The organism is Roseburia lenta (assembly GCF_014287435.1).
GTDB classification, from domain to species: Bacteria; Bacillota; Clostridia; order Lachnospirales; family Lachnospiraceae; genus Pararoseburia; species Pararoseburia lenta.
In genome coordinates this window covers 62,206-75,243 of the sequence record NZ_JACOPG010000002.1, presented here as the reverse complement: position 1 = coordinate 75,243, position 13,038 = coordinate 62,206, and the positions used below count along the sequence as shown (strand labels likewise).

Here is a 13,038-nt window from a genome sequence, read left to right as displayed (position 1 = left end):
GAGGAAAAGCCAATGAGAAACATTACATTAGGAAGTACAGGGATCACAGTGCCGCAGAACGCTTTTGGGGCACTGCCGATCCAGCGTATCAGTGCTGAGGATGCAGCGGGACTTTTGAAAAAGGCATACGAAGGCGGCATGCGCTTTTTTGACACGGCAAGAGCCTACAGCGACAGCGAGGAAAAAATGGGCTTAGGTCTTTCAGATGTCAGAGAAAATATTTACATTGCCTCAAAGACGGCAGCCAAGACACCGGAAGGATTCTGGAAAGACCTTGAGACCACACTTCATAATTTAAAGACCGATTATCTGGATATCTATCAGTTCCATTGTGCAGACCGGGTTTTTGCACCGGGGGATGGCACAGGCATGTACGAAGCCATGCTTGAGGCAAAAGCCCAGGGTAAGATCCGGCATATTGGTATCACAGCGCACAAGATCGGCATTGCCGAGGACATCATCGAATCCGGTCTTTATGAGACCTTGCAGTTCCCATTTTCCTATCTGTCTGCGGACAGGGAACTGGCATTGGTGGAGAACTGCCGCAAGCACAACATGGGCTTTATTGCCATGAAGGGACTGGCTGGCGGACTTATCAACAATTCCACCGCAGCCATGGCATATATGACACAGTTTGACAATGTCCTTCCGATCTGGGGAATCCAAAAAGAGAGCGAGTTGGATGAATGGCTTGCCTTTATGGATCAGACACCGGAAATGACCGATGAGATCCGTGCCTTTATTGCCAAGGAATGTCAGGAACTGACCGGCGATTTCTGTCGTGGCTGTGGCTACTGTATGCCGTGCCCGGCAGGTATCATGATCAACCAGTGTGCACGTATGTCTCTCATGCTCCGCCGTGCGCCGTCAGCCAACTGGCTGACCGAGGAAATGCAGGCAGAAATGAAGAAGATCGAGGGCTGCTTAGAGTGTGGCGCCTGCAAAAAGAAGTGTCCGTATGAACTGGATACACCGACATTACTAAAGAAAAATTACGAGGACTACAAGCGTGTGCTTGCAGGGGAAGTAGAGGTATAAGAGATGATCAATCCGGGAACTATGATGAAACTCATGAATGCAAAGAACACATTTACAAACAATCATCCAAAGTTTGTAAAGTTCTTGCAGGTGGTATTTTCTTCCCGCGTGGAGGAAGGAACTGTTTTTGAGATTACCGTGACTAAGCCGGGAGAGGAACCGATCACGACAAATTTTAAGGTATTGCAGTCGGATCTGGAATTGATGGAGAGCCTGAAAGATTTACAGTAACAGGCAGGTGGAGTATAAAATGGAAGAAAAACGTCTGGCACTTTTGATCGATGCGGAGAACGCGAGTTCCAAGTATATTGATGCCATTATCAGTGAATTAAAAAAATATGGTGTGATCACCTATCAGAGAATGTATGGAGATTTTACCAGTCCAAATCTTGCAGACTGGCACAAAAAGGCATTGAAGCATGCCATTGTGCCAATCCAGCAGCCGCGCTATTCGTCCGGCAAAAATGCATCGGATATCATGCTGGTGATCGATGCCATGGATATCTTGTATCAGGACAAGACGGATGGATTTTGTATCGTGACTTCGGACAGTGATTTTACAAGACTGGTCAACCGCCTGCGTGAAGAGGGCATGTTTGTGATCGGCATGGGCAAATCCGACGCGTCAAAGACCTTTATTGCAGCCTGCAATGAATACAAGTTCTTGGATAAGATCGTGGATGAGGAGGTCAAGGAGACTTCCAAGGCAAAGAGCCACAAAGAAAGTAATCACGACAGCAAGGGCGATTCTATCACACCGATCGGAGAAATTAAATCAGCAATTAACGAATTGATCCAGCAGAGCGAGAACAATGGCGAGCATGCCAATCTGGGATCCACCAAGAGCAATCTGCAAAGACTCTTCCCGGATTTTGATGAGCGAAATTACGGCTACAGTTCCATGCGTACCTTTATTGAGGAAGCGACCAAGTTCGAGACCATGCAAAAAGGTACTGCCATCTGCATCCTGCGCAGCAGTGACCATGGCAAGGATATCGAAAAAGAAGTAGAGAAATTTGTACAGAAGGCAGCAGCCAGCACGGTGGAACTGGGAACACTTGGCAGGATGATCGCGACTGAATACCCGGATTTCAAATACAAGGATTACGGTTATGCCAGACTTTCCAAGTATGTCAGCAGTGTTCCGGGCGTGCAGATCGAGAACAATCTCGTGACCGCCATCCTGTAAAGACAGGTATAGATTTTTCTGGTTTTCAAAAAATAAAGATAGGATAGCAATATGAAAAACACAAGTCAGCGTAAAAAATTAAAAATAGAGATCACCATTGTCATCATTATTTCCCTGATCACGGGGATCATGGCTTATCTCAACCAGTATTATCACGCCGAGGGCGTAGAGGACGCACTGGAATCGGACGTGGAAGTTACCGTGACCAAGACGGAGGACGGCTATTTTTTTGATGGCAAGGGTACGGAGAGTGCCATGGTCTTTTATCCGGGAGCCAAGGTGGAGGAAATCTCCTACGCACCGCTCATGAAGCAGTTGGCGGCAAATGGCTTGGATTGCTATCTGGTCACTATGCCTGGTAATCTGGCGATTTTTGGCATGAATAAGGCAACGGATGTCATGACAGCCTATAAGTATAAGCATTGGTATATCGGCGGTCATTCGCTGGGCGGAGCCATGGCGGCATCCTATGCAGCAGATCACGCGGACGAACTGGACGGTCTCCTTCTTCTGGCGGCCTATTCGACCAAGGATCTTTCCGACAGCGATCTTGCGGTCGTGTCTTTGGTCGGCAGCGAAGATGGTGTCATCAACCGGGATAAACTGGCAAAGTATGCGGACAATCTGCCAAAGGATACGACGGTTGATATTCAGTTTGCCGGTGGCAATCACGCCTACTATGGCAATTACGGAGAGCAGGACGGCGATGGCAAAGCCGGTATCTCACGCGAGGAAGAGCAGGCGACGGTAGTGAATGCCGTGGTAGAAGCCTGGCTGTAAGAGTTACATAGACCGGATCTATGAAGGAAAGGATAAAATTAAATGAAGATATTATTTTATGATGCAAAGAAATATGATATCGATTCTTTTGATAAGGAACTGGCAGATTATGCATCCATAGAGATCGATTATCTGGATGCCGATATCAATGTGAGAACAGCGGCTTTAGCAAAGGGCTATGATGCCGTCTGTGCTTTTGTCAGTTCCGATTTATCCGCACCGGTTCTGGAAGTTTTGCACGAGGAAGGCGTAGGTCTGATCCTATTACGCTGTGCCGGTTTCAACAATGTGAATCTGGAAAAGGCAAAGGAACTGGGACTCACCGTCCTTCGCGTACCGGGCTATTCCCCGGAAGCCGTGGCAGAGCATGCAATGACACTGGCTATGAGTGTCAACCGACGTATTCATAAAGAATATATCAAGGTGCGGGAGAACAATTTCAGTCTGGAAGGACTCATGGGGATCAACTTTTACGGCAAGACCGCAGGTATTATCGGTACGGGAAAGATTGGTGCCGCTATGGCGCGCATTTGCCGGGGATTTGGTATGCGGGTGATCGCCTATGACAAATACCCGAACCCATCTTTGGATTTTATCGAGTATAAAGAATTAGAAGAAGTTTTCCGGGAAGGTGACCTGATCTCTTTGCATTGTCCGCTCACGATCGACAACTATCATATGATCAATGCCAAGACCATTTCTCTGATGAAGGATCAGGTGGTACTGGTCAATACTTCCCGCGGGGAACTGGTCGATACGGATGATCTGATTGCCGGGATTCGTGCCCACAAGTTTCATGGCGTGGGACTGGATGTTTACGAGGAGGAGTCCGGCAATGTCTTTGAAAACCGTGAGGCAGACATCATGGAACATTCCGTTACGGCAAGGCTTTTGTCTTTCCCAAATGTGATCGTTACCTCACATCAGGCATTCTTTACCGAGGAGGCAATGGAAGCCATCAGCCACACTACCTTAGAGAATGCGCTGGGCTACGAAAAGGGAGAGATCCCTACAGGCAATCAGGTGTAAGTTTAAAATGATTTTTTTTGGAACTCAGGATGCCCTCGCGCTGCATCTTGCTGAGTTCGTTGGAGAGGGCGCTGCGGTCGACCCCCAGATAATCTGCCAGTTGTTGGCGGTCAAAGGGGATGTCGAACTCGTAGTTGCCCTCTTTTTGTGCTAAAAAAGACAGATAGGACAAGAGCCTGCCGCGGATGGTCTTGGGCGAGGTGTGGAGGATGTGGCGGGACATATGCAGGTTCTTTTGTGAGGAAATGGCAAGCAGATTGCCTAAGAGGGCGCGGTGGCTGTAGCAGGACTTCTGACAGGGATTTAGGATAGCCCGGGTCTGTAAGAAAAGGACTTCTGTCGGTTCATTTGCAACGATATCGACCATGAGGATCTCCTCCGGTGTCAGGGCATAGGACTCGGCAAAGATCGCGCCTGCCCCCAGGCGGTCCATTACGGTGCGATTGCCCCAGAGGTCATTGTTTTCGATGGTGATATTGCCGGAGAGGACCAGACCGATGGCAGAGACCGTCTGTCCGGCACGCAGGATCAGACTGCCTTTTTCATATTGTCTGGTCTGTACGGAAAAACAGGCCAGCATCTTTTCCAGTTCATCCACGGAAATGCCGCGGAATAATCTTGTATTTGCTAAAAATTGGTAATTCATTTTATCTCCTTTTGTTGTTATGACAACATAATTGTTTCGATAGCCATATTATAATGAGCCTGTCAGTGAAAAACAAGACAAATAAACAAGATAAAGGAGAAGAAAAATGGAAAATAAGATGTTTTGCTATCAATGTCAGGAAACAGCAGGATGCAAGGGATGCAGTGTGCGCGGTGTCTGCGGTAAGACACCGGAAGTGGCTGCATTGCAGGATCTTTTGATATATGTGACCAAGGGATGTGCTGCTCTTACAACAGCGCTGCGCAGTGAGGGCAAAGAGGTTTCTTATGAGGTCAACCATCGTATTACCTTAAATCTTTTTACAACCATCACCAATGCCAATTTTGATGGGGCACAGATAACAAAGCGGATCGCAGATACCTTGGTCTGCAAGGAAGAACTTTTACAGCAGTTAGAGGACAAAAGGGAATTGCCGGAGGCAGCCCTTTGGACGGCGGAGCCGTCGGCTTATATGGAAAAGGCAAAAAGTGTCGGCGTTTTGGCAACGCAGGATGAGGATATCCGGTCTCTGCGCGAGTTGATCACCTATGGGCTCAAGGGTCTGTCCGCCTATTCCAAGCATGCCAATGTACTGCTGGCAGATGACGCAGAACTGGATGCCTTTTTACAGCGGGCACTGGCAGCAACCTTAGATGACACCTTATCCGTGAATGATCTGGTGGCGCTGGCATTGGAGACAGGCAAGTATGGCGTGAAGGGTATGGCACTCTTGGATGGAGCCAACACGCAAGCCTATGGCAATCCGGAGATCACAAAGGTCAACATCGGCGTGGGTAAGCGCCCGGGCATCCTGGTATCCGGACACGATCTGCGGGACCTGGAAATGCTTCTGGAGCAGACCAAGGACAGCGGCGTAGATGTATATACCCATTCAGAAATGTTACCGGCACATTATTATCCGGCGTTCAAAAAGTACAAGCATTTTGTCGGCAATTACGGAAATGCATGGTGGAAACAGACGGAAGAATTTGCGTCTTTCCATGGTCCGATCCTGATGACGACCAACTGTATCGTACCGCCAAAGGATTCCTATAAAGACCGTCTCTTTACCACGGGGGCATCCGGCTATCCGGGCTGCAAACATATTGAGGGAGAAATTGGTCAGGAAAAAGACTTTAGTCAGATCATCGCATTAGCCAAGACATGCCGGCCACCGGAGGAGATCGAACAGGGGCAGATCATCGGCGGTTTTGCACATGCCCAGGTATTTGCCCTGGCAGACCAGATCGTAGAAGCCGTAAAGAGTGGCGCGATCAAGAAATTCGTTGTCATGGCAGGCTGCGACGGCAGAGCCAAGTCCCGGTCTTACTATGCGGATTTTGCAAAGGCATTGCCACAGGATACGGTCATCCTGACAGCAGGCTGTGCCAAGTATAAATACAATAAATTAAATCTGGGTTCTATAGGAGATATCCCGCGTGTCCTGGATGCAGGGCAGTGTAACGATTCCTATTCGCTGGCGGTCATCGCTATGAAATTGCAGGAGATCTTTGGACTGGAAGACATCAATGAACTGCCAATCGTCTATAACATTTCCTGGTATGAGCAGAAAGCAGTTATTGTCTTGTTGGCGCTCTTAGCCCTTGGTGTAAAAAATATCCACCTGGGACCGACCCTGCCGGCATTCTTATCACCGAATGTGACAAAGGTTCTGGTAGACAACTTCGGGATTGCAAGCATTGGCAGCGTGGAGGAGGATATGAAGATCTTCTTTGGTGAATAAATCTTTACAGAAAGGAAGTGGCTTGTTATGATATTCTGGTGTCAGGTTCTGGCACCGGAAGGAGAACAAGCCATGCTTTCTTTAAACCGAAATCAGATCAAATATATTGTGATCCTAGCCATGCTCATCGATCACATTGCCTGGGCTTTTGTACCGCTTGCCTCCTGGCAGGGGCAGATCATGCATATGATCGGTCGGCTGACAGGTCCGACCATGGCATATTTTATTGCCGAGGGCTATGTGCATACACGAAGCGTAAAGAAGTATGCCAAGAGACTTGCCATTTTTGCGGTCATTTCCTGGATCCCCTTTACTTTTTTTGAGTATGGACATTTACCTATTTATAAATTAAATGGAAATTATACATTTGAATTTTCGCCGGGCGTTATCTACACCCTCTTTCTAGCCCTGCTTGCAATCTGGGTTTGGGATAAGGGAACGATGATGGAGGCACAGAAAAAAGCCATCATTGCCTTTCTTTGTATCTTGTCTATTTGGGGAGACTGGCCCATCTTTGATATCCTTTATGCCATGTGTTTCTTTTGCTATCGGAAGGATGAAAAGAAGAAGTGGTCGACTTATACCCTGCTCTCTGTCTGTAGTTTTGTCTTTGGGGGATTTGGTATCTGGGGTATTTATCAACTGGGTGTCCTTTTGGTGCCCCTGCTCCTGCATTATACTTATAATGGAAAGGCGGGCAGTAAGAAGCCCATACATAAGTGGTTCTTTTATGTATTCTATCCCCTGCACCTGCTCGTGCTGGGACTTTTAAAAATTTTATAAAGTAAGATCACATAGAAAGCCCTCGTGCGCAGGATACGCGCGGGGGCTTTTCTTTTATTTCATTGAGAAGTTTGGAAAACTTAAACTGTTCCTGTGATGGTCAGGGTTGCGGAACCCGGAACAATGGAGATGGCACCGGTCGCAGCATCCTGTGTATAGGAAGCGGCAGGTACGGTGATGATGCCGGCGGTCGATACAAACTGTCCGGTGGTGGCATCGTAGGTGTACTCGGTACCTTCCGTCCAGGCAGTGCCATTGAAGGCGACCGTGATCGGATTTAAGATCGGGTCAAAACGGTCGGAGACGATCAGGGCATCGGCTTCATCCGCTGCGGTGTTGCCGTAGTTCTGAATGATAAAGGTATAAGTCAGTTGTCCGTTTTCGGAGACAGTCGTCGGTGTTAAGGATTTACTGATGCGGAGCACCGGCTTACTGTAAGCATTGACTGTAGCACTTGCCGTGATCGGATTGGCGATATTGTTGGCATTGATGGTCGCCGTGTTGGTGATGCTACTTTCCTGTGCCAGTGGAGCATAATCGTTGGTCTTGGCCTGGTAGATGACGGTGACATTGCCTTTTGCCGGAACAGACAGACCGGAAATGGTCAGAGGAGGACCGGCGGTCACCGTTGGTGTCGGCTGTAAGACACCGCCAACATAATAGCGGACAGTGCCTACCACATAGTCCATAGGCACCAGTGTTATGGTGTTTAAGGTATAGGCACCCAGATTATCGGAGATCGTCACTCCGGTCATGGTGGTATTGCCTGAGTTTAAAATGTTGACGACATAGGTCAGGGTATCATCCTGCTGATACTCGGTCTGTACGGCGGTCTTTGTGGCAGAGAGCACTTCGACCAGTTCACCGGTCGTGATATTGGATGTGGTCGTGTTGCCGTTGTAGGACAAGGTCGCCTGGTTATAAAAAGTTGCCATAGTTGATATTCTTTCTTTTTTTATTATTCTATGTGGCGGGGAAAAAAAGGTACAGAAAATTCATTGGATATATTGACAATGTATGAACATATGAATATAATTACATATGAACAGATGATAAAGAGAAAAAATACAAAAGATAAAGATAAAGAAGGGAGGATTTCAGGTGGCAGAGCAGAAGTCAGAATTTTTGGCGGCACACGAAGATTTGGTAGAGCAGGTACTCCAAAACCAACCGGAGGATGAATACCTGTATGATCTGGCAGAACTTTTCAGGGTCTTTGGCGATTCGACCAGGATCAAGATCTTATATGCCTTGTTTGAAAGTGAACTTTGTGTCAGTGATATCGCACAGATCTTAAATCTGAACCAATCCGCAGTCAGTCACCAACTCCGCATTTTAAAGGATGCCAAGTTGGTCAAGTTCAAACGGAGCGGCAAGAGTATTTTTTACTCGCTGGATGATGATCATGTGCGCACGATCCTATCCATGGGTATGGATCACGTAGAGGAGTAAAGACAGATGGATCACCATCTTGTATGATAAAGAATAAAAAAGAAAAAGGAGAACAAAATTATGAAAAAGACATATGATGTAGAGGTTGATTGCGCAAACTGTGCAGCAAAGATGGAGGAAGCCGTAAAGAATACAGAGGGCGTAAAGAATGCAACTTTGAGTTTCATGACTTTGAAGTTAAAGGTTGAATTTGAAGAAGGCGCAGATGTGGACGCTGTTATGCAGCAGGCATACAAGAACTGCAAAGTCGTAGAAGACGATTGCGAGATCTTTTTATAAGAAGAACCGCGTTTCGGGGCTGTGCCACGGAGGCGGTGGGAGTCGTAAAGGAGAAGATAGATGAGTAAAAAACAGCAAAAAGTACTGAAACGCATTGTTGTTGCCCTGCTTTTATTAATAGCAGTATCCATTTTGGATGCTTTGGTAGAGATGCCGTGGATCCTTCGTTTGGCATTGTATCTGGTGCCATATCTGGTAATTGGCTATGACATTTTAAAAAAAGCGGGAAAAGGTATCCTAAAGAGACAGGTCTTTGATGAGAACTTTTTGATGGCAGTCGCAACCGTGGGAGCCGTTTGTCTGGGCGACTACAAAGAAGGGGCAGCGGTTATGCTCTTTTACCAGATCGGCGAACTCTTCCAGAGCGTAGCCGTAGGAAAGAGCCGCAAGAACATCGCAGCCCTTATGGATATCCGACCGGATTATGCCAATATGATGGTGGACGGCAAACTGGAAAAGGTCGATCCGGATGATGTGGAGATCGGTTCCGAGATTATTATCAACCCGGGCGAAAAAGTGCCGATCGATGGCGTGATTACAGAGGGAAATACGACCTTAAATACCAGTGCGCTTACGGGAGAAAGCCTGCCGAGAGACGCATCCTGCGGCGATGAGATCATCAGTGGATGCATCAATATGACCGGTATGATCAAGGTAAAGACGACCAAGGAGTTTGGTGATTCTACCGTATCTAAGATCTTAGACCTGGTGGAAAATTCAGCCATGAAGAAATCCAGATCCGAGAACTTTATCACAAAGTTTGCCAAGTATTACACACCGGCAGTCTGTTATGGTGCTCTGGCACTTGCTATTTTACCGCCGATCGTGCGCCTGTTTATGGGAAGTAGTCCGATGTGGGGCGAGTGGATCATCCGAGCTTTGACTTTCCTGGTAATCTCTTGTCCGTGTGCTTTGGTTATTTCCATTCCGCTATCATTCTTCGGAGGTATCGGTTGTGCCTCCAGCAATGGTATTCTGGTCAAGGGATCCAATTATCTGGAAGCATTGTCTGCAACCAAGTATATTGTCTTTGACAAGACAGGAACACTGACCAAGGGGGTATTTGAGGTGACCGCCTCTTACCCGGAAAATGGATTTGATAAAGAAACCTTACTTGGTATGGCTGCCTATGCCGAAAGTTCATCTTCCCATCCGATCAGCCTGAGTCTGAAAAAGGCATATGGACAGGAACTGGATCTTTCCCGTGTCTCTGACATTGAGGAGATCGCCGGACATGGTGTGTGTGCCCGGGTGGACGGCAAGAAGGTCTATGTTGGAAACATGCGCCTGATGCAGCGTGAAAATCTGACGGTTACGACCGAGCACAAAGAGGGAACGGTCTGCTACGTTGCCGTGGATGGCACCTATGCAGGATGTATCGTGATCTCCGATGTGGTAAAACCGACCACGAAGGATGCGATCGCCGGACTGAAGAAGAACGGCATCAAAAAGACCATTATGCTTACCGGGGATGCCAATGAGACGGCACAGCGTGTGGCAGCAGAGATTGGTATTGATGAAGTCCACAGTGAACTGCTTCCGGCAGATAAGGTCGCACAGGTCGAGCACATTTTAAATGCCAAGGGAGAAAAGGAAAACTTAGCCTTTGTCGGTGACGGCATCAACGACGCACCGGTATTATCCCGCGCAGACATTGGTATTGCCATGGGAGCCATGGGATCGGATGCAGCGATCGAGGCAGCCGATGTGGTCCTTATGGACGATGATCCGGCAAAGATCGCGCTGGCTATGAAGATCTCTGTACGAACCTTAAAGATCGTGCGGGAAAACATTGTCTTTGCACTTGCGGTTAAGGCAGTCTGCCTGATCTTGGGAGCACTTGGTATTGCCAATATGTGGGTAGCCATTTTTGCCGATGTCGGTGTCATGGTGCTGGCAGTCTTGAATGCAACAAGAGCCTTGAAGATAAGAGCATAATAAGAATTTAAAAGGAAGGACTCTGCTGTGTCGCAGGGTCCTTTTTTCTTGGCTGGATAAACAGTGAAAAGACCGCAAAGGTGTGATACAATGAGCCCAAAGGTGAAAAGAAGGTGTGCGTATGAAGCAGTTATATACAAGTTGGGGAGAAAAATTAAAAGAGGAGATGAAAGTGGGCAAGGAAGATCTTGCAGTACTTACAGAATATCCGCGCCCATCCATGATGCGCGATTCTTATGAGAATCTCAATGGTTGGTGGGATTATGCCATCACAAAACAGTTGGATGGGGAGAAAATCCCGGATATTTATAATGGGAAAATCCTTGTGCCATACTCACCGGAAGCCGCACTCTCCGGTGTGGAGCATCAGTTGCAACCGGATGAATATCTCTGGTATCATAGAGAACTTGTACTGGATAGAAAAAAACTGGATCAAGGGATGCGTCTGCTCCTACATTTTGGTGCGGTGGATCAGACAGCATATGTCTATGTGGACGGAAAAGAAGTGATGACACATGTTGGCGGATATCTCCCATTTACCCTTGACCTGACACCATATGCAAGGAAGAGCCGGGCGGACGCACTGGATCTTGTCGTGAAGGTGAAGGATGTCAGCGACACTTCTTATCATGCGAGGGGAAAGCAAAAGTTACAGCGTGGCGGTATGTATTACACGGCACAAAGTGGTATCTGGCAGACGGTCTGGATGGAATATGTACCGGCTCTTGCAATCGCAGAAGTAAATGTGGTGGCAGATAGTGATCATGGAAAAGTGTGTTTTACTATTCTTGCACAGGGAAAAAATGAAACGAATGAATTAACAGATATTTGTGAAAATTTCATGACAAATGCAGGCTTACCTGTAACGATACGGATTTTTGCATCATCTCATGCGCGAGCAAATATTGAAACACCGCATGCTAAAATACAGGAAATAAGCGGAAAAACAGTCATAGCAGAGTACAAGGATAGCACCATCATAAGAAAAAAGGTGGAAAGTTCGGATAATCCTAATCTATATCTGGAAGATATTGTGCTGGAGATACCGGAAGCAGACCGCAAGTTCTGGAGCGTGGAAACACCTTATTTATATGATTATGAAATCTTGCTGGGGGAGGATGTTATTTACGGCTACTTTGCACTGCGCACGTTCACAAAGGAAAAAGATAAAGATGGAATCTGGCGCATCTGTTTAAATCATCATCCGATATTTATGGAAGGTGTTTTGGATCAGGGCTATTGGCCGGATGGACTCATGACACCGCCTGCGGATGCGGCATATATTTTTGATATCATGGGAATGAAGGAGACCGGATTTCATATGATCCGTAAGCATATCAAGATTGAACCGGAGCGATTTTATTTCCATTGTGACAGGCTGGGGATGATCGTATGGCAGGATATGGTAAATGGCGGTAGGTCTTACAAGGATTGGTATGTTACATATCTGGCTACCGTACTTTCGTTTTTACAGATCAAAAGCAATGACAGGCATCGAAAACTGCTTTCGCGTGAGGACGAGGCTGGACAACGTGAATGGCAGCAGGAGATGTTAGAGACGATCGCCTTATTAAAGAAACACCCCTGCATCAGTACATGGGTTATTTTCAACGAGGGCTGGGGACAGTTTTCGACCAATGAAATGGTGGCACTGGCAAGAGAGGCGGATCCAACGCGCCTGATCGATGCGGCAAGCGGCTGGTACGATCAGGGAAGCGGCGATATGAATTCCTTTCACAATTATTTCTTCCCCCTGGTCATCCCGCGTGACCCAAGAAAGAATGAGCGTGTGGCTGTATTGTCAGAGTATGGAGGTTATTCCTATGGCATCCCGGAACATACCACAACAGAAGCTATCTATGGATATGGAACTTATAAAGATACGGAGAGCCTTAAGGCGGCATATGAAAAGCGGCGTCAGGAGGCGATGAGATTGATTCCACAGGGGTTGTGTGCAAGTGTCTACACACAGGTATCTGATATCGAGGACGAGGTCAATGGTATCTATACCTATGATCGGAAAGTGAAGAAAATATAATAATCATGCAATACTATTTTAAGGTGTAAGTCGAAAATGACTTACATCTTTTTTGATTACAGAAACTCTGCAGTTCTGATGGCAAGAAGAAAAATCCAATGGCAGGAAGAAAAAACCAGTGG

Annotated in this window: 13 protein-coding genes; 11 read left to right on the top strand and 2 right to left on the bottom strand. The window is 47.1% G+C overall.

Annotated features, from left to right (window positions below; all coding sequences use genetic code 11):
• Positions 1 to 12 precede the first annotated feature (12 nt).
• From H8R94_RS04280 to H8R94_RS04260, 5 genes are read left to right on the top strand one after another with little or no spacing between them, the layout of a single operon-like run.
• Complete coding sequence (locus H8R94_RS04280) at positions 13 to 1,038, top strand: aldo/keto reductase (protein ID WP_118280116.1); 1,026 nt, start codon at positions 13 to 15, stop codon at positions 1,036 to 1,038.
• A 3-nt stretch (positions 1,039 to 1,041) separates the two neighbouring features.
• Positions 1,042 to 1,269: a hypothetical protein gene (locus H8R94_RS04275; RefSeq protein WP_178010674.1), complete on the top strand. Its 228-nt coding sequence runs from the start codon at positions 1,042 to 1,044 to the stop codon at positions 1,267 to 1,269.
• Positions 1,270 to 1,288: 19 nt separating this feature from the next.
• Complete coding sequence (locus tag H8R94_RS04270) at positions 1,289 to 2,227, top strand: NYN domain-containing protein (protein WP_118280113.1); 939 nt, start codon at positions 1,289 to 1,291, stop codon at positions 2,225 to 2,227.
• A gap of 51 nt (positions 2,228 to 2,278) precedes the next feature.
• Complete coding sequence (locus H8R94_RS04265) at positions 2,279 to 3,007, top strand: alpha/beta hydrolase (RefSeq protein WP_243238457.1); 729 nt, start codon at positions 2,279 to 2,281, stop codon at positions 3,005 to 3,007.
• 42 nt (positions 3,008 to 3,049) lie between these two features.
• On the top strand, positions 3,050 to 4,036 hold the full coding sequence (locus H8R94_RS04260; RefSeq protein ID WP_118280111.1) for a 2-hydroxyacid dehydrogenase: 987 nt from the start codon (positions 3,050 to 3,052) through the stop codon (positions 4,034 to 4,036).
• Here H8R94_RS04260 and H8R94_RS04255 read toward each other — a convergent pair.
• A complete protein-coding gene (locus H8R94_RS04255) occupies positions 4,017 to 4,682 on the bottom strand; it encodes a Crp/Fnr family transcriptional regulator (protein ID WP_186853984.1) in 666 nt (221 codons plus the stop codon). The genes H8R94_RS04260 and H8R94_RS04255 overlap by 20 nt on opposite strands.
• A 106-nt stretch (positions 4,683 to 4,788) precedes the next feature.
• On the opposite strand from H8R94_RS04255, the gene hcp reads away from it, so the two are divergent.
• Both hcp and H8R94_RS04245 read left to right on the top strand, forming a co-directional pair.
• Positions 4,789 to 6,426 (top strand): hydroxylamine reductase, encoded by a 1,638-nt coding sequence (gene hcp, locus H8R94_RS04250; RefSeq protein ID WP_186853983.1) that lies wholly within the window; start codon positions 4,789 to 4,791, stop codon positions 6,424 to 6,426.
• Between the two features lie 27 nt (positions 6,427 to 6,453).
• Positions 6,454 to 7,209, top strand: coding sequence for a TraX family protein (locus H8R94_RS04245; protein WP_243238456.1), 756 nt, complete (start codon positions 6,454 to 6,456; stop codon positions 7,207 to 7,209).
• An 80-nt stretch (positions 7,210 to 7,289) separates the two neighbouring features.
• Here H8R94_RS04245 and H8R94_RS04240 read toward each other — a convergent pair whose 3' ends face one another.
• Positions 7,290 to 8,144, bottom strand: a complete 855-nt coding sequence (locus tag H8R94_RS04240) for a hypothetical protein (RefSeq protein ID WP_186853982.1) — start codon at positions 8,142 to 8,144, stop codon at positions 7,290 to 7,292.
• Between the two features lie 190 nt (positions 8,145 to 8,334).
• Here H8R94_RS04240 and H8R94_RS04235 point away from each other — a divergent pair, with 190 nt between their 5' ends.
• The 4 genes from H8R94_RS04235 (at position 8,335) to H8R94_RS04220 (ending at position 12,916) form a co-directional block, all read left to right on the top strand.
• Positions 8,335 to 8,661 carry an ArsR/SmtB family transcription factor gene (locus H8R94_RS04235; RefSeq protein ID WP_207722462.1) on the top strand — a complete coding sequence of 109 codons (327 nt, stop codon included), beginning with the start codon at positions 8,335 to 8,337 and terminating at the stop codon, positions 8,659 to 8,661.
• Positions 8,662 to 8,721: 60 nt separating this feature from the next.
• Positions 8,722 to 8,940, top strand: coding sequence for a cation transporter (locus tag H8R94_RS04230; protein ID WP_118280100.1), 219 nt, complete (start codon positions 8,722 to 8,724; stop codon positions 8,938 to 8,940).
• A gap of 60 nt (positions 8,941 to 9,000) precedes the next feature.
• Positions 9,001 to 10,878 carry a heavy metal translocating P-type ATPase gene (locus tag H8R94_RS04225; protein WP_186853981.1) on the top strand — a complete coding sequence of 626 codons (1,878 nt, stop codon included), beginning with the start codon at positions 9,001 to 9,003 and terminating at the stop codon, positions 10,876 to 10,878.
• Between the two features lie 121 nt (positions 10,879 to 10,999).
• Positions 11,000 to 12,916, top strand: coding sequence for a glycoside hydrolase family 2 protein (locus tag H8R94_RS04220; RefSeq protein ID WP_186853980.1), 1,917 nt, complete (start codon positions 11,000 to 11,002; stop codon positions 12,914 to 12,916).
• The last annotated feature ends 122 nt before the right edge of the window (positions 12,917 to 13,038 follow it).

Excerpts from the sequence above, each read along its gene's own strand:
- H8R94_RS04280 (WP_118280116.1), top strand. The coding sequence starts at position 13 with ATGAGAAACATTACATTAGGAAGTACAGGGATCACAGTGCCGCAGAAC.
- H8R94_RS04275 (WP_178010674.1), top strand. The coding sequence starts at position 1,042 with ATGATCAATCCGGGAACTATGATGAAACTCATGAATGCAAAGAACACA.
- H8R94_RS04270 (WP_118280113.1), top strand. The coding sequence starts at position 1,289 with ATGGAAGAAAAACGTCTGGCACTTTTGATCGATGCGGAGAACGCGAGT.
- H8R94_RS04265 (WP_243238457.1), top strand. The coding sequence starts at position 2,279 with ATGAAAAACACAAGTCAGCGTAAAAAATTAAAAATAGAGATCACCATT.
- H8R94_RS04260 (WP_118280111.1), top strand. The coding sequence starts at position 3,050 with ATGAAGATATTATTTTATGATGCAAAGAAATATGATATCGATTCTTTT.
- H8R94_RS04255 (WP_186853984.1), bottom strand. The coding sequence starts at position 4,682 with ATGAATTACCAATTTTTAGCAAATACAAGATTATTCCGCGGCATTTCC.
- hcp (WP_186853983.1), top strand. The coding sequence starts at position 4,789 with ATGGAAAATAAGATGTTTTGCTATCAATGTCAGGAAACAGCAGGATGC.
- H8R94_RS04245 (WP_243238456.1), top strand. The coding sequence starts at position 6,454 with ATGATATTCTGGTGTCAGGTTCTGGCACCGGAAGGAGAACAAGCCATG.
- H8R94_RS04240 (WP_186853982.1), bottom strand. The coding sequence starts at position 8,144 with ATGGCAACTTTTTATAACCAGGCGACCTTGTCCTACAACGGCAACACG.
- H8R94_RS04230 (WP_118280100.1), top strand. The coding sequence starts at position 8,722 with ATGAAAAAGACATATGATGTAGAGGTTGATTGCGCAAACTGTGCAGCA.
- H8R94_RS04225 (WP_186853981.1), top strand. The coding sequence starts at position 9,001 with ATGAGTAAAAAACAGCAAAAAGTACTGAAACGCATTGTTGTTGCCCTG.
- H8R94_RS04220 (WP_186853980.1), top strand. The coding sequence starts at position 11,000 with ATGAAGCAGTTATATACAAGTTGGGGAGAAAAATTAAAAGAGGAGATG.